Source organism: Planococcus alkaliphilus (assembly GCF_057031095.1).
In genome coordinates this window covers 2,769,827-2,788,107 of the sequence record NZ_CM168060.1, presented here as the reverse complement: position 1 = coordinate 2,788,107, position 18,281 = coordinate 2,769,827, and the positions used below count along the sequence as shown (strand labels likewise).

Sequence of the window (18,281 nt, the reverse complement as noted above, 5' to 3'; positions counted from 1 at the left end):
TCTTGTGGCTCAAGGTAAATGAATATTTGAGAAAGATTTATTGACTAGTTAAGTCATTATATTATGTGGTAAAAACAAACGTTCCTCGCTTAATTATCGAATATTTAAGAAAAAAGTAAAAAATACCTATGTAAAATTTATGAAATGAATAACTGTCCTCTTATATCATTTAACAAAGTAAGTTAAAATTGTAAGATATTTAGTAAATTGAATATTTTGGAGGATTTTAAGTATGTTATTTCTTAATGACAACTACTGCATCTTAGGAGGTATCCTCGCTATTTCAAATTTTCGCTTAAAGGAGCAAAACTGCCAATGGAAGAAACTATTTCATTACAAGAACTTTTTGTTGTCATTAAAAAACGGCTTGGCTTGATTATCATTTTGACAATTCTTGCGATTGCTATAGCTGGTTTAGTTAGCTATTTTCTACTCACACCAATTTATCAATCTTCTACTCAAATTTTGGTGAACCAAGAACAAACCGAGGCCAGTCAATTATCTAATCAAAATATCCAAACCGATTTGCAATTAATTAATACATACTCGGTAATTATTAAAAGTCCAGCAATTTTGGACCAAGTGGCACAGCAACTGGACCTAGGTCTTACAACTGATGAACTTAATAGTAAGATTTCTGTGAGCAATGCTGAAAATTCACAAGTTGTTGATGTAGCTGTAGAAGATCCGGATCCGGCAATTGCAGTTGATATCGCCAATACCACGGCTGATGTATTCCAAGCAGAAATTATCGAATTGATGAATGTCGATAATGTTTCTATTCTGTCACCCGCAGTGTTGAAAGAAAATCCGTCACCGATTAAACCGAACCCAATGCTCAATGTGGCCATTGCCGCTGTCATTGGTTTAATGCTGGGAGTCGGACTAGCATTCTTTTTGGAATATCTGGATACAACGATTAAAAGTGATCAAGATATTGAAGACTTACTTGAAATTCCAGTACTTGGCAAAATTTCCCCAATCGAAGAGAAAACAGAAATGCAAACGAATGCATCACGCAAGTCATCCAAAAGAAGGGGGGCGTAATCCAAGATGGCTAGAAAGAAAAAAGAACTGCAAGAAACCGCACGAAAAGTGATTACATTCACTAATCCTCGCTCTTACGTAGCTGAGCAATTCCGAACGCTTCGGACAAATATCAACTTTTCATCGCCGGATTCAGACATCCGTTCGCTGGTCGTCACATCTGCAGCGCCGTCAGAAGGGAAATCCACCGCTTCTGCCAACTTGGCTGTCGTATTTGCACAAGAAGGCAAGCATGTATTGCTCATAGATGGAGATATGCGGAAACCGACAACCCATTATACTTTCCATATGGGAAATACCCAAGGACTTTCGAGCGTATTAACGCGTCAAATACAGGTTGAGGAGGCCATCCGCCAAACTGAAATTGAACGATTGGATTTGCTGACATGTGGACCAATTCCACCAAATCCAGCGGAATTGCTTGCCTCGAAATCAATGGATGCATTAATCGAACAATTGAAAGAAATCTACGATTTAATCATTTTTGATGCTCCACCGCTTTTATCCGTAACCGATGGCCAGATTCTCGCCAATAAATGTGAAGGCACAATTCTTGTCGTGAATTCAGGTTCGACAGAAAAAGACATGGCAATCAAAGCGAAAGAAGCAATCACTTCATCTAACGGCCGTTTAATCGGTGCTGTCTTAAATAACTTCATCCTTCCGAAAGACAGTTACTACTACCAGTACTACGGATCTGAAAAGTAAAAAGGATTTCCTTTTTGCTTTTTCTTTTATCCATTTTCATATTTACTAAAAGTCCCAGAAATTCAGCTAGCCTTCTTAGTTCTTGCAACCTGCTGTTTATGTCTAAAAACATAGAGTTTCTTAAAAAAATACATATGATTCAAATTAATAGTATATAGTGCCTATTTATCTTATTATTCATTGCTTAATAAATATAACATTGATTTTTTTAATAAAAAAATAATATTTCAATTGGTAAATCCTTTCATATTAAAATCTTATTGTGTTAAAATATAGGAAATGTTAAACGGAGTAAAACTAAATACCTATTTAGAGAGGGTGGCATAAATGTCAGTGAAAAACAGAGTGTCCCTGCTCGTTGCGATGGACTCATTAATCGTCTTCTTTTCAATTTTTATCGGATACTTTCTTTTGCATCCATGGACGAACCCATTTGAAAGTGGCTTCTTGCTAGCTAGCGCAACAACCATTTTCATGGCTCACCATGCGTTTGCCTTATATTACGGGCTTTACCGAAAAGTCTGGGAGTACGCATCGATCGGGGAACTCACATCGATTTTCAAAGCCGTCTCATTCTCAATTATCGCAGTCGGAATTGTACAATTCGCTTTTCGCGGTGATGTGCTGCTTCGGGCACTCGCAATCACCTGGATGCTGCATCTCTTATTAATCGGCGGTTCGCGGCTTTCATGGCGTTTATTCCGAGACATTCTTATTGCTAATAAACAAGGCGACCAAAAACGGACGATGATTATCGGGGCCGGAAGAGCTGGAACATTGGTAGCTCGACAGCTTATCAATAATCCAGAAAAAGGCTTGCTGCCTGTTGTTTACGTCGATGATGATGCGAAAAAGCAAGGTTTAGAGATTTATGGCGTTCGAGTAGTCGGAGGATCTGATGCAATTGCCGATATCGTAAAAGATAATCAAATCGAACAAATCGTCTTTGCGATTCCATCACTGCCAAAAGTCGAAACCGCTGAAATCATCACACGATGCGTTGACACCGGCATCAAAACGCAAATTATACCGCTCATTGAAGACTTAATAACAGGAAAACTATCTGTTACGGACATGCAAGATGTGAAAATCGAAGACTTGCTTGGGCGAGATGAAGTGAAACTAGATATGAACAAAATTGAAGGACAGCTGACAGGGAAGACGGTACTCGTCACAGGAGCTGGCGGATCCATCGGTTCAGAAATTTGCCGGCAAATTTCACGATTTACACCGGAAAAGCTCTTGCTTCTCGGTCACGGTGAAAACTCGATTTACTTGATCGACATGGAACTACGCAACTCAATCGACTGCGATACCGAAATCATCCCAATCATTGCAGACGTCCAGGACCGTGAACGCATGATCCAGATCATGATGGACTACGAACCGGATGTCGTCTACCACGCAGCTGCGCACAAGCACGTTCCTTTAATGGAAGGAAATCCGATGGAGGCTGTCAAAAACAATATTTTCGGTACGAAAAATGTAGCAGATGCAGCGCATTTCGCCGGCGTTAAAAACTTCGTTATGGTGTCGACGGATAAAGCGGTCAATCCGCCAAATGTGATGGGTGCTACTAAGCGCTTTGCTGAAATGATTGTCCAGAACTTAGCGAAGCGCAGCAAAACGAAGTTCGCCGCAGTGCGTTTTGGGAATGTACTTGGTTCACGCGGGTCGGTTATTCCGTTGTTTAAGAAGCAGATTGCTACAGGCGGTCCGATTACCGTTACAGATGAACGGATGACCCGTTATTTCATGACTATTCCAGAAGCTTCTCGTCTTGTGATTCAGGCAGGCACACTCGCTGAAGGTGGGGAAGTCTTTGTCCTCGATATGGGCGAACCGGTAAGAATCGTTGATCTTGCAGAAAATCTAATTCGTTTGTCTGGCTATGAAAAAGAGGATATTGGTATTAAATTTGCAGGAATGCGTCCTGGAGAGAAATTGTATGAGGAATTATTGAATTCAGAAGAAATACAGAGTGAGCAAGTGTTTCCGAAGATTCATATTGGGAAGGCGAATCCGGTTAGTGAGGGTGAGCTGACGATTTTGTTGGATAAACTGCTCGATATGGAAGAGGATGTTTTGAGGGATACGTTGATTGGGTTGGCGAATCGGAAGAATGTCGCATTTAGAGAAAAATCATCGTTAAAAGTTGCTTCAAATTAAGGTATATAGACAATAAATAAAATAATTTTATAAAAAATAAGAAATTGGATAAAGGTAGAATTACATTAAAGCATAATAATAAAAATGGTTTTGTAATTAAATTGAAGAATAAAATATGAATTCGACCATCCTAATGTTAATTATAATAAATTAATAATTTTAGTAGGGGTAAAATTCTCGCTATTTCCAGAAAAGGTTTTACGAAAGGAAAAACAATGAACTTTTTAAGGTTAATAAAAAATATATATAGATTATATAAAAACATTATATTATTTAAGAAAGCAACAATTTTAACTCCTTATATAATTGGTAAAAATACAATCGGTGTAAAAAGTATTTTAAATGAAGGGGTAGTGTTTGAGAACTCACAATTAGGAGACGGATCATATGTAAACCGTAATACAATTATTAAAAATTCCAACATTGGTAAGTATTGTTCTATTTCATTTAATTGTGTAATTGGTGCAGAAAATCATAATTTGAGAAATTTAAGTACTTCCCCTATATTCGATATGAATAAAAGAGGAAGTATTATAACTACTATTTCAGATGATGTTTGGATTGGCGCAAATGTGGTTATAAAGGCAGGCGTGAAGATTGGCAAAGGTTCAGTTATTGGTGCCGGTTCTATAGTTACAAAGGATGTTGAACCATTTTCAATTTGTGCAGGCATACCAGCGAGGGCTATTAAGTCGCGCCTTGATTATTTTAATAGTGAAGATTCGGAAGTTTTGCAATCTCTTAATTATGATCTTAAATTACAGGATCTTTTAGAATTACAAAAAAATATGAACGAGAAATTAAATTGATGAAAAAGTTTTTTCCGTTTTTCTTACAAGCGGTAAATTTATTAATTACGGCAATTTTAGGCTTTATCTTTCTTCCGTTAATTACTAGGTATTTAGAAATTACTGATGTAGGTATATACGCACAAGTTCTCTCTATTTTTAGCTTAGGAATTCTCTTAATCAATTCAGGAACAACTAACTACAATTATAGATTTCTTAACAACGAAAATAGCAAAAATTTTAGTAATTCTTATAAGGCATTTCTGGTCTTTTTATTACTAGGGATTGCAGTTGTATTGCTATATTTTATTTCTTACACTAAATTTGAATTTACTGAAATAATCACGATTTTAATAGCGCTTTTATTCTTCGGGAATTTTAAATATTTCCATTCAATACTATACTCAAATCAAGAGCATAAGAGTTTTGTATTATTAAATATAGTTGAAGCCACCACTAGATATTTATTAGCGTTTATTTTTATTCTCTGGGGTATTAATTACCTTGCTTATTTTATGGCCAATATAATTTCAGCCATCTTTGTATTGTTACTACTTTTTACTTTTAATAAAAAAATAATTTATTATTTTAGATATAAAGGGGCAGAAGGGAATTCTTTAAAATATACATTGAAATATTCTTCTATGTATACAGCTTCAGGTTTAGGTTTATGGGTATTAACTTCTATAGATATATTACTTATTGGTATTTATATGAGTGATGAAAGAGTTGGAGTCTATTCACTAGGCTATACTTTAGGCTTTCAGGTAATTACCTTTATTCTTATGGTTGTAAATAATGTCTTTGAACCTAAGATGTTATCGAAAATAAAAAACGAAATAGAAGATTACTATTATTTAAACTTAGTCTTTATTTATCTCTCAATACCATTAATTGCTTACTTATACATCAACTCAGATTTTTACTTTCAAGTTTTTCTTAAGACAGAGTTTATGGAAAGTGTGAAAATAACTAAAATAATATTATTTAGTTCTTTTTTATGGGGTATTTTCAAATTAACTTCAATTAAACTTGCTAAAGATTTAAAACCTGGACTATTTACAAAACTAGTATTTCTGGCGGCAGCTATAAATATCTTGCTAAATATTGTTTTAATTCCTATTATTGGTTTAATTGGAGCAGCTATTTCTTCCTTATTAAGCTACGGTATTCTGGCAGTGTTAGGAGTACTGTTAATATTTGATTATGCTAAGCTGATAAAGTTTTCATGGACTACAATATTAGTTTTTATTATTTTTTATTTTATATTTATATTGACAAGTTTAATCATAAGCAATCACTTAATTAGTCAATTTACTCAGATTATATTACTTTGTATATTTTATTTATGTGGGTTGTTATACATAAGGAGTGGGAAGTTTGGGAGATAAAGTTATTTTAGTTGGTAAGACTCCTCCGCCTATAGGTGGGGTAACTGTGCATGTAAAACGCCTAAAATACTTGTTAGACAAAGAAGGATATAACAATTGCATAGTTGAATATTCGAAGTTTAGTAATCTCTTAAAGATATTCTCTTTTAACAGAGGAATATACCATTTGCATATCAGTAATGTATATTTGCGATTTATATTAACATTACTATTATCTCTACAAAATAAAAAAGTAATTAATACTTTCCATTCATTTAGAAATAAAAAAAAATCAAGCATAGCTATTAATAAATTTACTTCAAAATTATCTTTTAAAAATATTGGTGTAGGGAAGAAACTATCTGAAGAATTAATAGAACTTGGTTTTAATAGAATATTTTTTCAAGAACCATTTATTCCACCCTCACTAGATGAAATGATTGGATTAAAATGCGACATGAAGGAATCGAATAAATTTACTATCGGAATTAACGCATATTCTATCCTTTTAGAAAATGGCAAGGATATATACGGTGTAATGTTTACTTTAGAAGTAATTAAAAAATTAGTGAAGGAAAGATATACAGTTTTCTTAAATATTTATTTTTCGGAAATAAAAAATCAAGAATTTTATGAAATGATCATAGAATTTATCAACGAGAACAAATTAGAGGATTATGTAAAAATGGTACAAGGTAAAAATCTAATAAAAGAATTTCCTAATTTAAATTTATTTCTAAGACCGACGTTAACAGATTCTTATGGGATTTCAGTAAGTGAAGCTATTTTTCTTGGAGTTCCAGCTATTGCTAGTAATGTTTGTATTAGAGATGAGCATGCTCAAGTATACGATATAAAGAATCCAGAAGGATTAATAAATGAAATAAAAGATAAAATTGAAAGAGGAAATCAAGTCATGCCAATTTTAAAGGAATTTGATTCAGCAAAATATCTTATTGATCTTTATGGTTTCGAAGCATGAAAAATATAAATAATAAATTTAATTATCTTTTGATATTATTATTATCATTTTCCTCTTTATATCTCTCAGCTACTTCAATAAAAATAATAGGTGAAATTTCTTTATTTTTAATCTTATTTTTAAGCATGGTTCTACTCTTAATAAATTTAATTTTTATAAAAAGTATATCAAAAAAAGAACTTTATATTATTGCGGCTTCTTTTGGGTTTTTAGCGATTATGATTATCAGTGCGTTATCTCTAAATAATTACTTAGAAAGTTTGTACAAAATTGGAACATACATCGCTTCAATTTCTTTGTTTTTATACTTTATGATTTCGAAATTGTCTAGAAATCAATTAAAAATTTTATTTTGGAATATTTTTGTTTTATCGTTAATTCCATTTTTAAATTTTATGCTAGGTACTACTTACTTATTTACAATTATAAATCCAAATGGTATTGGAATGTTATTAAGCTTTCCATTATTTTTAAGTATTCTGCTTTTGGGAAAAGAAAAGAAATTTTTAGTGTTTTCTATAATTTTAATTGTAATGATTATTTTAACAGTAACTCGATCTGTCTTACTCGGTATTTTTTTTAGTATGATTTTTTATTTTATATTAAAATTCATTAATAATAGAATTGCTTTTCTAGTAACGATTTTAATTTCATTTTATGTAGTGTATAAAAGTATAATTTTTTATACAAATTTAAAGAATAAAGAATACTTTACATTAATAAATAATTATTCAACGGAATATGCTGGGAAAAACTTACTTTCTGGCAGAGAAGAAATTTGGAAACAAGCGTTTATTTATATAAGGGAGAATTTATGGTTTGGTTATGGAATTGGAAGTAATATAAGTGAGATTTTTGGAATGAATTTATCATTGCATAATTTTTATATTCAATTAACATTACAATCCGGAATATTAGGTTTAATTAGTTTCCTAATATTACTAATTACTATATTAAATTCTTGTTACAGTAAAAATATTGAATTTGAGCAAAAGATTGCTCTTTCTTTTTTTATTGGTTATTTGATTCAGCAAAATTTCGAAGTTTTTTTATTTGAAAATAATATATTTTTTGGTTTATTAATTTTACTTACAGCCAGTATAGGATTATCAGCGAGTCGAAAAATAGAAGGAAGTGCCTACTATGAAACAACTATCCCAGAGTTTAAAAAACGGAATAACAAAGATTAATGATATTCCTTTACCTAAAGTCACAAAAAAAAATTTATTAATTCAAATTGAGAGTGGAGTTGTCTCGGCAGGCACTGAAAGGATGCTAGTCGAATTTGGGAATTCTAACTATCTTCAAAAAGCAAGGCAGCAACCAGAGAAAGTTAAGCAAGTTTTAGATAAAGTAAAAACAGATGGTATCCAACCTACAATCAATTCAGTGAAAGCTAAATTAGATCAACCGATTACTTTAGGTTACAGCAATGCTGGCAAAGTAATCGCGGTGGGGGAAAATGTAACCACTTTTAAAGTTGGAGACCGTGTAATCTCCAATGGTCCACATGCTGAGGTTGTTTCTGTTCCTGCTAATTTATGTGCGAAAATTCCTGATGTTGTTTCCTCAAAAGATGCTGCCTTTACTGTTATTTCTTCAATTGGCCTTCAAGGAATCCGGTTAGCTAAGCCCACTTTAGGTGAAACTTTTGTTGTAACTGGTCTGGGTCTTATTGGTTTAATCACAGTTCAGCTATTAAAAGCACATGGCTGCAAAGTCATCGCCTCGGATTTTGATCAACAAAAAGTAGATATGGCTAAAAGCTTTGGTATTGATGCAGTAAATGTTAGTAATGGTATTAATATTGTCGATTATGTCATCTCCAAAACGAATGGCCGCGGGGCAGATGGAGTGATTGTAACTGCTTCTACCAAAAGTAGTGATCCTATATCCCAAGCTGCTCAAATGAGTAGACAAAGAGGTCGTATCATCTTAGTTGGAGTGACTGGATTAGAACTAAATCGCGCCGAATTTTATGAAAAAGAGCTTTTTTTCCAAGTGTCTTGCTCTTATGGACCTGGACGATACGATGCGAATTACGAAGAAAAAGGTCAAGACTATCCGTTAGGCTTTGTTAGATGGACAGAGCAGCGCAATTTTGAAGCGGTGCTGGATATGATGGCGGATGGGAAGCTCGATGTGAGTTCTCTTGTAACTCATACATATAAATTCGATGATGCATTAGATGCTTATAAAGCATTGAGCGAAGACCGTTCGGCTATCGGCATTTTATTGGAGTATGAACAAAAACATATTGATATGAAGAAGGACAGAACTATTAATTTGAAAGAGTATACTATTTCAAATAGTAACAAGCCGGCTATCGGCATGATTGGTGCAGGGAATTATACTAACCAGACACTCTTACCTGCTATGCGTGGATTGGATATTATCAAACATACAATCGTTAGTACGGGTGGAACAAGTGGAGTAAATGTCGGACAAAAATTCGATTTTTTGCGCGCTTCAACAGAACTCGATCATGTATTAAATGAAGAAGAGATCAATACATTAATCATAACGACTCGCCATGATAGTCACGGTAGTTTAGTGAAACAAGGACTTAATAATAAGAAGCATGTCTTTGTTGAAAAACCTTTATGTTTAACGAGGGATGAACTGGAAGAAATAAAAGGAATTGAGCATAATCAATTGTTAATGGTCGGTTTTAATCGTCGATTCTCTCCTCATATCCAAAAAATGAAGGAGTTGCTTTCATCGTTGCATCAACCCAAGTCTATTTTAATCACGGTAAATGCAGGAGCTATTCCTGCGAACCATTGGACGCAGGATTTATCAGTTGGTGGTGGCCGTATCATAGGTGAAGGATGTCACTTTGTTGATTTGGCAAGACATTTAGCGGATTCGAAAATTGCTTCTGTCCAAGCTACCAAGATGGCTGTTCCAGGAGAAGAAGAATTAGAAGAAAACGTAATAATGAATTTATCTTTTGAAGATGGTTCTATTGCTAGTATTCAATATTTAGCAAACGGCAACAAAGCTTTTCCGAAAGAACGAATTGAAGTTTTTGCTGGTCATAAAGTTTTATCATTGGATAATTTTAAAACACTCACTGGCTATGGCTGGTCTGGGTTTTCGAAGTTCAAAACACGTTCTCAAGATAAAGGGCATGCAAATGGGATTAAGTTATTCTTAGGAGGAGTGCAATCGGGAATTGCGCCTATACCTGTTGACGAAATATATGAAGTAACTGAAGCTACGTTTGATGTAGTTGACCAATTGCGAGGGTGATAAATTGAATCCGAAAATTGAAACGGTAAAGAACATGGGGCTTTCCTGGACTTTGTTTCGTGTAAAGTATGAACTTGAAAAGAAAATGGGTTTACTTAAGAAGAAGTATCGTACTTTTTCATATGATGACATTAAACTTAAGGAAATTATGCTAACTGATGTGACGCTAAAAGAATTAGTTGAAAGAAGGTTAAAAAATTCATTTTTTCAAGTGGATGCTGATTATTTAAATGAATCTAAAGAAGATTTTAAATTAGAACAAGCCATTAAGAATGCGGATGATATTTTGGAGAGGAATTTCACTTATTTTTCAAAACATCCAATCAACTTTAAGGAAATTAATTGGCACTATAGTCCATTCACGAAAAAAAAATCTCCTGAAAAGCTGCATTGGACTGAAATTGGCGATCTTTCTAGTGATTTTGGGGACATTAAGTGGATATGGGAACTATCCAGATTTTCTTTTGCATACCCTTTGAGCCGTGCTTATATAGTGACAAAAGATGAGAAATACGCAATTGCCTTCTGGTCCATGTTCGAGGATTTCATTGAGCATAATCCCCCTGAGCTCGGGGCAAATTACAAGTGCGGGCAGGAAATGTCTTTACGAATAATGGCTTGGATATTTGGAATGAATGCTTTCATAGATTCCCCTGAAACAACGAATGATCGTCTAGAGCTAATACTAAAAGCTATTCATCATCATGCAGATCATGTAGAGAAACATTTTGACTTTGCTTTGAAATCAGTTAAGAATAATCATTCTTTGTCTGAAGCGGCTGGCATGTATACGGTTGGAACGGTTTTTCCTTTTTACAACTTGTCGCGTAAGTGGAAAGAAAAAGGAAAGAAATTTATTCAGTCGGAAGCAAATTGGCAAATCTATGAAGATGGTTCGTACATCCAACATTCATTTAATTACCAGCGCCTAGCTATTCAAAATTTTACTTGGGTGCTGCGTTTGGCACAAATTGATGGAGAAAAATTTGACAGATCATTTATAACGAAATTTAAGAAGACAGTTGAATTCCTGTATCAAATGCAAGATTTTTCTACGGGAAGATTGCCGAATTATGGTATGAATGATGGAGCTTATATTCATCCGCTTACTTCTCTTGAATACTTAGACCACCGTCCTGCGCTGCAGGCGGCTTGGCTGACTTTAACTGATACCAGATTATATGAAGAAGTTAAAGTGGACGAAATTTCTTTATGGCTTGGGTTAGATGTGGGAAAATCGTATCAGTCTCCGATTAAAGGATCTCGTTTGTTTAATGAAGGTGGCTATGCAACCTTAAGACAAGGGGAGCAGTTTGCTATGATTCGATGTACAAGTTATAAACATCGGCCAGCACAAGCAGATATGCTTCATCTAGACTTCTGGGATGGTAAATATAATATCTTAGCGGACGCAGGCACATACTCTTATAACACAAAACAAGAAAATCTACTCTATTTCAATGGGACTGCTTCACATAACACGGTGATGTTAAATGGAAAAGACCAAATGACTAAAGCATCGAGGTTTATTTGGTTGAATTGGACGAAATCCTCTATTACTAAATTTAAAGAAACAGCTTTTGGTACATTTTTTGAAGGAGAGCACTACGGATATTTTCCAATTACGCACAGAAGAGCAATTATGCAGTCTAAAGATATCTTAGTAGTTGTGGACGATATTATGGGAGAAGTCAAAGATGAACAACTTTCTTTAAGCTGGCTCTTTGGCGTTAATGATGTAAAACAATTGACAGAAGATAAGTGGGAAATAAGATTTCCGGATAAAGCGTATTGGGGCCTGAAAGTAATTTCTTCGAATCCCTACACTTCTAAATTAGTTAACGGCGCTGATAATCCTATTGCGGGATGGCGCTCATTATATTATGGCCATAAAGAAGCTTCGCCGCAAATAGTAATAGAAAGTGATATAAAGTCTGAGGCACGTTTCATTACTATTTTACAAAAGAATAGCCAGTTGGATAAGCAGGGTTTTGATGGCGAAAACTTACTGCTTGATGAGAGGAATTTAAAGCTATTGCCAATTGGTTCAAAAACAATATTTAACTATCTGGAGTTGTAAGGATGAAAATTTTAGTGCTGCATCAATATTTTCTAGGCAAAAATGATCCAGGAGGTTCTCGTTTCAACCAGTTCGTCAAGTACTGGGAAGAAATGGGTCATGATATCACAGTTGTAGCAGGGACAGTTCATTATGCAACTGGAGAAAAAGAAGAACAGCATAAAGGGAAATGGGTTATAAAAGAAGACTACTCTCCAAAAGTTAAATTAGTGAGAACGTATGTTTCTGAAGCATATAATAAATCATTTCTCGGAAGGCTATGGGGTTATTTTTCTTTTACAGTGTCTTCTTTATGGGCTATTTTATTTCATGTGAAAAAACACGATGTATTAATTGTGACCTCCCCGCCGCTCTTTGTAGGCATTACTGGAATATTGACAAAGTGGATGAAACGGACGCCGATGGTATTTGAAATCCGAGACTTATGGCCAGAATCGGCTATTGATACTGGTGTATTAACAAATAGCCTCATTATCAAATCAGCCTATTTTGTGGAGAAAATATCTTATCGGTTCGCAAATAGGATTAATGTGCTGACTCCAGCTTTTCAACATGCATTGGTCACTAAGAAAAACATCGACTCAGAAAAAATCAGTTTTATCCCCAATGGTGCTGATCTTGATATTTTTCAACCAGGCCCTATCGACAATTGGGTAAGAACTAAATATGATCTTCAAAGAAAATTCGTTGTTACTTATATGGGCGCACACGGAGTTGCTAACCACTTAGTATCTTTGTTAAATGTTGCAGAAGAACTAAGAGAACAAAAGGATATTGTCATTTTGTTTATTGGTGATGGCATGAAGAAAGCCGAGCTGATAAAAGAAGCCACCAAAAGAAACTTAGATAATATTTTATTTATTGAATCTCAACCAAAAACAAAGATTCCAGATTTTTGTAATGCTTCGGATGTTTGTACTGCGGTATTAAAGAAAGTTGATACTTTTAAAACTGTTTATCCTAACAAGGTATTTGATTATATGTCATGTGCTAAGCCGATTTTAATAGGAATTGATGGAGTTGCACGGAATCTGGTAGAGGGAAGTAATTCTGGATACTATGTTGATCCGGAGGATGCTAAATCTTTTTCAGAAAAAATCCTTTTACTTAAGAATAATAAAGAACTAAGAAGTGAGTTAGGGAATAACGGTCTTCGATTTGTTAGAGAGAACTTTAGTAGAAGAGCTCTAGCTCAGAATTATATAGAAATATTAGAGGAAGTCGTGAGAAAATGAAAAAAATGTGTGTAATCGGTTTAGGCTATATTGGTCTTCCTACAGCAGCTACGTTTGCCAATAATGGATGGGAAGTCGTCGGAGTAGAGTGAATCCAAAAGCAATAGGAGCTATTAATATAGGTGAAGTTCATATCGAAGAGTTGGGATTGAAAGCCAAAGTAAATAATGCAGTATTGCGAAATCTATTAACTGCAAAGTTTGAGGCTGAAGAAGCGGATTGTTTTATTATCGCTGTTTCAAAGCCTCACAATGCAGACAACACAGCTAATTTAGATTATGTGATCGATGCTACAAAATCTATTCTTCATTTTGTCAAAAAAGATGATGTAGTTATTGTTGAATCAACTATTCCACCGCGGACAATTTATGATGTGGTGGCTCCCATCTTTAAAGAAGCGAATTGGAGTGTTGGAGAAGATCTATTCTTGGCTCTTTGTCCGGAAAGAGTCCTGCAGGAAGAATTTTAATTGAATTGGTTGGAAATTATCGTATCATAGGTGGTATTAATGAAGATTCAACTGATAAAGCAACAGAAGTATATGAGTCTTTTGTCAAAGGACAACTGCTAAAAACCTCTGCTTTAAGTCCTGAGATGTCTAAACTTATGGAGAATACTTATCGAGATGTTAATATTGCGTTAGCGAATGAATTAGTCAAGATTTCCTTGTAGTTAGATATTAATGCTTTGAAGTTATTCAATTAGCTAACCATCATTCGCGAGTTAATCTACATTTACCTGGACCAGGCGTAGAGGAGCATTGTTTAGCAGTCGATCCATACTTTATTATCGAAAAAGCTCCTGTAGAAGCAGTATTGGTTTCTGATGCCCATGCTATCAATAATTCTATGCTAGCCTTTGTAATAGAGCAACTTAAAAAGATAGTCCCGAATACTTCGAAAAAAGTGTCTGTGTTCGGCTTAACATATAAAGGGAATATTGTCGATGTCCGTGAAAGTCCAGCGATGGATATAGTAGAATTATTAACTCAAGAAGGATACGGATTGGGGATTTATGATCCTCGTGTGAAACAGACTCAAGTGAAGTTCAGACTAGATACTTTTGAAGAAGCAATTGCAAATTCTGAATGTATCTTCATGTAGAGTTCAGATCTTTAGATGAAAATGCGATTATCTCAAAGATGAAAAATAGTGTGATTTTCGATGCTAAACGTTGTGTTAAAGTTGAAAACTCGAAAATTCAACTTATTGATTTTGGTAAAATAGGAGAGTTGAACAAAACGAAAGTGGTGCAGTGATTATTGATGAAAAGATTATTTGATATTACCGTGAGTTTTGTTACGCTACTGATTTTATCGCCTATTATCCTGATTATTGCTTTGTTGATCCGTTTCAAAATTGGTTCACCTCTTGTTTTCAAACAGCAGCGACCGGGCTTAGACGGTAAACCATTCTATGTTTATAAATTCCGGTCAATGACTGATGAGCGTGACGCCTCGGGCAAGTTATTACCAGATGAAATACGGTTAAATTCTTTTGGGAAAATCATTAGAAAGCTGAGCTTAGATGAATTGCCGCAGCTGTGGAATGTGCTGAAAGGCGATATGAGTTTTGTCGGGCCGCGTCCTCTTTTAGTGGAGTATATGCCTCTTTATAACGAAATTCAGTTAAAACGGCATGACGTAAGACCAGGAATTACAGGGTGGGCGCAAGTGAATGGCCGCAATACAATTTCTTGGGAGAAGAAGTTTGAATATGATGTGTGGTATGTCGAAAACCGCTCATTCTGGTTGGATATGAAGATTCTAGTAATGACGGTAATAAAAGTTTTTAAATCAGAAGGTATTTCGCAAGACGGGCAGGCAACAATGACGAAATTTAAAGGGAATTCAAAATCAGGGAGGTCTTAGTATGGATATCATTCTGATTGGCGATAGTGGTCATGCTAAGGTTATCGCTGATATTATAAATTCCAATGGCGATCGAGTAATTGCGAAGTTAGATGATAAGTATAGCAATTCTTGTGTAGAAAAAGAATGTTGGATTGGACCATTATCCGATTTAGATTCTTTAATGAAGGAACATCATGCTAAAATTATTGTCGCGATAGGTTCTAATCGTATTCGAAAGAATATTATTGAATGCCTTTCATTGAGCAATGAGTCTTATGCAAAGCTTATTCATAAAAGTGCTGTAATTAGTCCGAGTGCAACTATAGGCGAAGGAACAGTCATAATGCCAAGAGTAGTTGTAAACGCAGAAGCGAATATTGGCAATCATGTCATTTTAAATTCATGCTCAGTAATTGAGCATGAATGTGTGATAAAAGATTACAGTCATATCTCTCCAGGAGCAGTTCTTACTGGAGGGTCGACAGTTGATGAAGGGGTTCATATCGGTGCAAATGCTACTATAATTCCTTTGAAAAAAATTGGACAGTGGACGACTATCGGTGCTGGATCTGTCGTTCTGGAAGACATTCAAAAAAATGCTGTGGCAGTAGGAAGCCCTGCTAAAGTTATAAAAGTTAATAGATGATGAATCAAAAATTAGGAGCGATTAAGGCCATGACAGAACGAATTTTCCTTTCTTCCCCTCATATGAGCGGAAAAGAACAATCTTACATAGCTTCTGCTTTTGAAACAAATTGGATTGCTCCACTTGGACCGAATGTAGATGGATTTGAAAAAGAAATTGCTGAATATGTACAAATGGAAGATGCAGTAGCAACTAGCTCAGGGACAGCTTCTATCCATCTGGCTTTAGAATTATTAGAAGTTAAAAAGGACGACTTAGTATTTTGTTCAACGTTAACTTTTATAGCCAGTGCGAATCCTATTCTTTATATGGGTGCACAGCCAGTTTTTATTGATTCTGAAGAAAGAACTTGGAATATGTCTCCAGTTGCATTAGAGAAAGCGTTAATAGATGCAAAGAAAAATGGCAAATTGCCTAAAGCAGTTATTGTAGTTAATCTATATGGCCAAACCGCTATGATGGATGAACTGGTTGCATTATGCGAAGAATATGGAGTTCCAATTGTAGAAGATGCGGCTGAATCATTAGGTGCGACCTATAAAGGTAAACCTAGTGGATCATTTGGGAAATTTGGCATCTTCTCATTTAATGGCAACAAGATTATCACGACTTCAGGAGGCGGAATGCTTGTATCGAATGATGTAGAAGCACTAAAGCAAGCACGTTTCTTGGCCACTCAGGCAAGAGACTCAGCAGTGCATTATCAGCATAGTGTAATGGGATACAATTACCGATTAAGTAATATTCTTGCTGGGGTTGGCCGCGCTCAATTGGAAGTATTGGATGAACGGGTGAAGGTACGGAGAACCATATTTAATCATTATGTAGAAGCTTTAGATGGAGTGAATGGCCTCAATTTTATGCCGGAACTTGAAGGTACATACGGCAATCGTTGGTTAACTACATTGACATTGAATCCTGAAAAAGTGAAAATTACGCCTTATGAGCTGATAGCAGAATTGGCGAAAGAAAATATTGAAGCTCGTCCAATATGGAAACCATTGCATTTGCAGCCGTTGTTTGAAGGATGCATGTTTTATGCGCATGGAGAAAATAGTGTAGTGAGTGAGCGACTTTTTGAACAGGGGATTTGTTTGCCTAGTGGGTCTAATATGACTGCGGAGCAGCAGGAGAAGGTTATTAAAAAAGTTAAAGAAGTGTTGAAAAGCACGCGTCCGCTAAAGAGCACCTAGTTTCTTAGAAAAGAAAATGCCTTTTCGATTTTATCTCGAAAAGGCATTTTTTCTATTTTTTCTTTTTGCGATAGAAGTCTTTTGGAAGAACGGCTACAGCAGTGGAACGGGTCGCGGAGTGTCATGAAACAGTAGTCATAGGTATGATCTCTTGACTCATAAAGAAATGGACATGTCTGCATGTCCGGATTTGATTGACTTGGATGAGATCCGCTACTTTCCGTTTAAAGATTTTTCAGAGACTATCTTTTTCCAAGTCATCTTGAAGGATTATGAGCAAGGCTCGATGATCCTAACCTCAAATAAATCGTATATCAAATTGGGATAGGTCTCTAAGGTTGACGGTTTAGCCCCAGTCATTCTTGGCTGTCTGCTTCTCCATTCGGTGATTTCAAATATCTAAGGTAGTTCTTATCACCTGAAAAAAACGGAATATATCCAGTTGTCCCACCTGCAAAGTAACTAAAGTGGGGAATTTTATTCCAGCTATAATGGGGAAATTTAAACCCGCATTGATAGAATTAAGAAGATAATCCAAAAAACAGTACCTTTTTCCTTGATAGCGTATTATAATCTATTTAACAAACCAATGGGGTGGTTAAATAGTGGTTAAAAAAATAAGGTTATTAAGGATTTATTACCTAAAAATATTGATTAAAGATACAATAGATACTAAGATGAGAAATAAGATACAAAAGAAAATAAATTATCATGAAAACAAATTGAAAAGCCCGTTTGCTTATTCTAACAATCTGCAGTTCAAGTAAATCTTCATCCTAATTTGTTTACATACCTGAATTTTTATGTTCTTATAAAACAAAAGCTTTTTCCACGTTGTTGGAAAAGGCTTTTGTTGATTTTCGGTATTTAAAAAATTTCAACTTTTTCTTCTTGAACACAATTCAAGATATACAGGAAACCTGCATAATGAATCCGTCAAAACAGTGATGAAATGG

The 18,281-nt window shown here is 34.9% G+C and carries 14 protein-coding genes and 1 pseudogene; all 15 read left to right on the top strand.

Annotated features, from left to right (window positions below; all coding sequences use genetic code 11):
• The first annotated feature begins 315 nt into the window (after window positions 1-315).
• Window positions 316-1,047, top strand: coding sequence for a YveK family protein (locus AC2EXB_RS14710; RefSeq protein WP_483602139.1), 732 nt, complete (start codon window positions 316-318; stop codon window positions 1,045-1,047).
• Between the two features lie 6 nt (window positions 1,048-1,053).
• Window positions 1,054-1,755, top strand: coding sequence for a CpsD/CapB family tyrosine-protein kinase (locus AC2EXB_RS14705; RefSeq protein ID WP_483602138.1), 702 nt, complete (start codon window positions 1,054-1,056; stop codon window positions 1,753-1,755).
• A 327-nt stretch (window positions 1,756-2,082) separates the two neighbouring features.
• Window positions 2,083-3,924, top strand: coding sequence for a polysaccharide biosynthesis protein (locus AC2EXB_RS14700; protein WP_483602137.1), 1,842 nt, complete (start codon window positions 2,083-2,085; stop codon window positions 3,922-3,924).
• Window positions 3,925-4,139: 215 nt separating this feature from the next.
• Window positions 4,140-4,733, top strand: coding sequence for a CatB-related O-acetyltransferase (locus tag AC2EXB_RS14695; RefSeq protein ID WP_483602136.1), 594 nt, complete (start codon window positions 4,140-4,142; stop codon window positions 4,731-4,733).
• Window positions 4,733-6,103, top strand: a complete 1,371-nt coding sequence (locus tag AC2EXB_RS14690) for an oligosaccharide flippase family protein (RefSeq protein ID WP_483602135.1) — start codon at window positions 4,733-4,735, stop codon at window positions 6,101-6,103. The genes AC2EXB_RS14695 and AC2EXB_RS14690 overlap by 1 nt, the downstream gene beginning before the upstream one ends.
• Window positions 6,093-7,064 (top strand): glycosyltransferase family protein, encoded by a 972-nt coding sequence (locus AC2EXB_RS14685; RefSeq protein ID WP_483602134.1) that lies wholly within the window; start codon window positions 6,093-6,095, stop codon window positions 7,062-7,064. Before AC2EXB_RS14690 ends, AC2EXB_RS14685 begins: the two co-directional genes overlap by 11 nt.
• Window positions 7,061-8,254, top strand: coding sequence for an O-antigen ligase family protein (locus AC2EXB_RS14680; RefSeq protein WP_483602133.1), 1,194 nt, complete (start codon window positions 7,061-7,063; stop codon window positions 8,252-8,254). Before AC2EXB_RS14685 ends, AC2EXB_RS14680 begins: the two co-directional genes overlap by 4 nt.
• Complete coding sequence (locus tag AC2EXB_RS14675; protein WP_483602132.1) at window positions 8,208-10,319, top strand: bi-domain-containing oxidoreductase; 2,112 nt, start codon at window positions 8,208-8,210, stop codon at window positions 10,317-10,319. The genes AC2EXB_RS14680 and AC2EXB_RS14675 overlap by 47 nt, the downstream gene beginning before the upstream one ends.
• A gap of 4 nt (window positions 10,320-10,323) precedes the next feature.
• Window positions 10,324-12,399, top strand: coding sequence for an alginate lyase family protein (locus AC2EXB_RS14670; protein WP_483602131.1), 2,076 nt, complete (start codon window positions 10,324-10,326; stop codon window positions 12,397-12,399).
• 2 nt (window positions 12,400-12,401) lie between these two features.
• Complete coding sequence (locus AC2EXB_RS14665; RefSeq protein ID WP_483602130.1) at window positions 12,402-13,634, top strand: glycosyltransferase family 4 protein; 1,233 nt, start codon at window positions 12,402-12,404, stop codon at window positions 13,632-13,634.
• A pseudogene (locus tag AC2EXB_RS14660) lies at window positions 13,631-14,892 on the top strand (nucleotide sugar dehydrogenase). Before AC2EXB_RS14665 ends, AC2EXB_RS14660 begins: the two are co-directional and overlap by 4 nt.
• Before the next feature lie 6 nt (window positions 14,893-14,898).
• Complete coding sequence (locus AC2EXB_RS14655) at window positions 14,899-15,504, top strand: sugar transferase (RefSeq protein ID WP_483602129.1); 606 nt, start codon at window positions 14,899-14,901, stop codon at window positions 15,502-15,504.
• 1 nt (window position 15,505) lies between these two features.
• On the top strand, window positions 15,506-16,132 hold the full coding sequence (locus AC2EXB_RS14650) for an acetyltransferase (RefSeq protein ID WP_483602128.1): 627 nt from the start codon (window positions 15,506-15,508) through the stop codon (window positions 16,130-16,132).
• Window positions 16,133-16,161: 29 nt separating this feature from the next.
• On the top strand, window positions 16,162-17,325 hold the full coding sequence (locus AC2EXB_RS14645) for a DegT/DnrJ/EryC1/StrS family aminotransferase (RefSeq protein ID WP_483602127.1): 1,164 nt from the start codon (window positions 16,162-16,164) through the stop codon (window positions 17,323-17,325).
• Window positions 17,326-17,491: 166 nt separating this feature from the next.
• Window positions 17,492-17,653, top strand: coding sequence for an ATP-binding protein (locus AC2EXB_RS14640; RefSeq protein WP_483604760.1), 162 nt, complete (start codon window positions 17,492-17,494; stop codon window positions 17,651-17,653).
• The last annotated feature ends 628 nt before the right edge of the window (window positions 17,654-18,281 follow it).

Excerpts from the sequence above, each read along its gene's own strand:
- AC2EXB_RS14655 (WP_483602129.1), top strand. The coding sequence starts at position 14,899 with ATGAAAAGATTATTTGATATTACCGTGAGTTTTGTTACGCTACTGATT.
- AC2EXB_RS14680 (WP_483602133.1), top strand. The coding sequence starts at position 7,061 with ATGAAAAATATAAATAATAAATTTAATTATCTTTTGATATTATTATTA.
- AC2EXB_RS14710 (WP_483602139.1), top strand. The coding sequence starts at position 316 with ATGGAAGAAACTATTTCATTACAAGAACTTTTTGTTGTCATTAAAAAA.
- AC2EXB_RS14695 (WP_483602136.1), top strand. The coding sequence starts at position 4,140 with ATGAACTTTTTAAGGTTAATAAAAAATATATATAGATTATATAAAAAC.
- AC2EXB_RS14645 (WP_483602127.1), top strand. The coding sequence starts at position 16,162 with ATGACAGAACGAATTTTCCTTTCTTCCCCTCATATGAGCGGAAAAGAA.
- AC2EXB_RS14675 (WP_483602132.1), top strand. The coding sequence starts at position 8,208 with ATGAAACAACTATCCCAGAGTTTAAAAAACGGAATAACAAAGATTAAT.
- AC2EXB_RS14665 (WP_483602130.1), top strand. The coding sequence starts at position 12,402 with ATGAAAATTTTAGTGCTGCATCAATATTTTCTAGGCAAAAATGATCCA.
- AC2EXB_RS14640 (WP_483604760.1), top strand. The coding sequence starts at position 17,492 with ATGGACATGTCTGCATGTCCGGATTTGATTGACTTGGATGAGATCCGC.
- AC2EXB_RS14650 (WP_483602128.1), top strand. The coding sequence starts at position 15,506 with ATGGATATCATTCTGATTGGCGATAGTGGTCATGCTAAGGTTATCGCT.
- AC2EXB_RS14700 (WP_483602137.1), top strand. The coding sequence starts at position 2,083 with ATGTCAGTGAAAAACAGAGTGTCCCTGCTCGTTGCGATGGACTCATTA.
- AC2EXB_RS14705 (WP_483602138.1), top strand. The coding sequence starts at position 1,054 with ATGGCTAGAAAGAAAAAAGAACTGCAAGAAACCGCACGAAAAGTGATT.
- AC2EXB_RS14690 (WP_483602135.1), top strand. The coding sequence starts at position 4,733 with ATGAAAAAGTTTTTTCCGTTTTTCTTACAAGCGGTAAATTTATTAATT.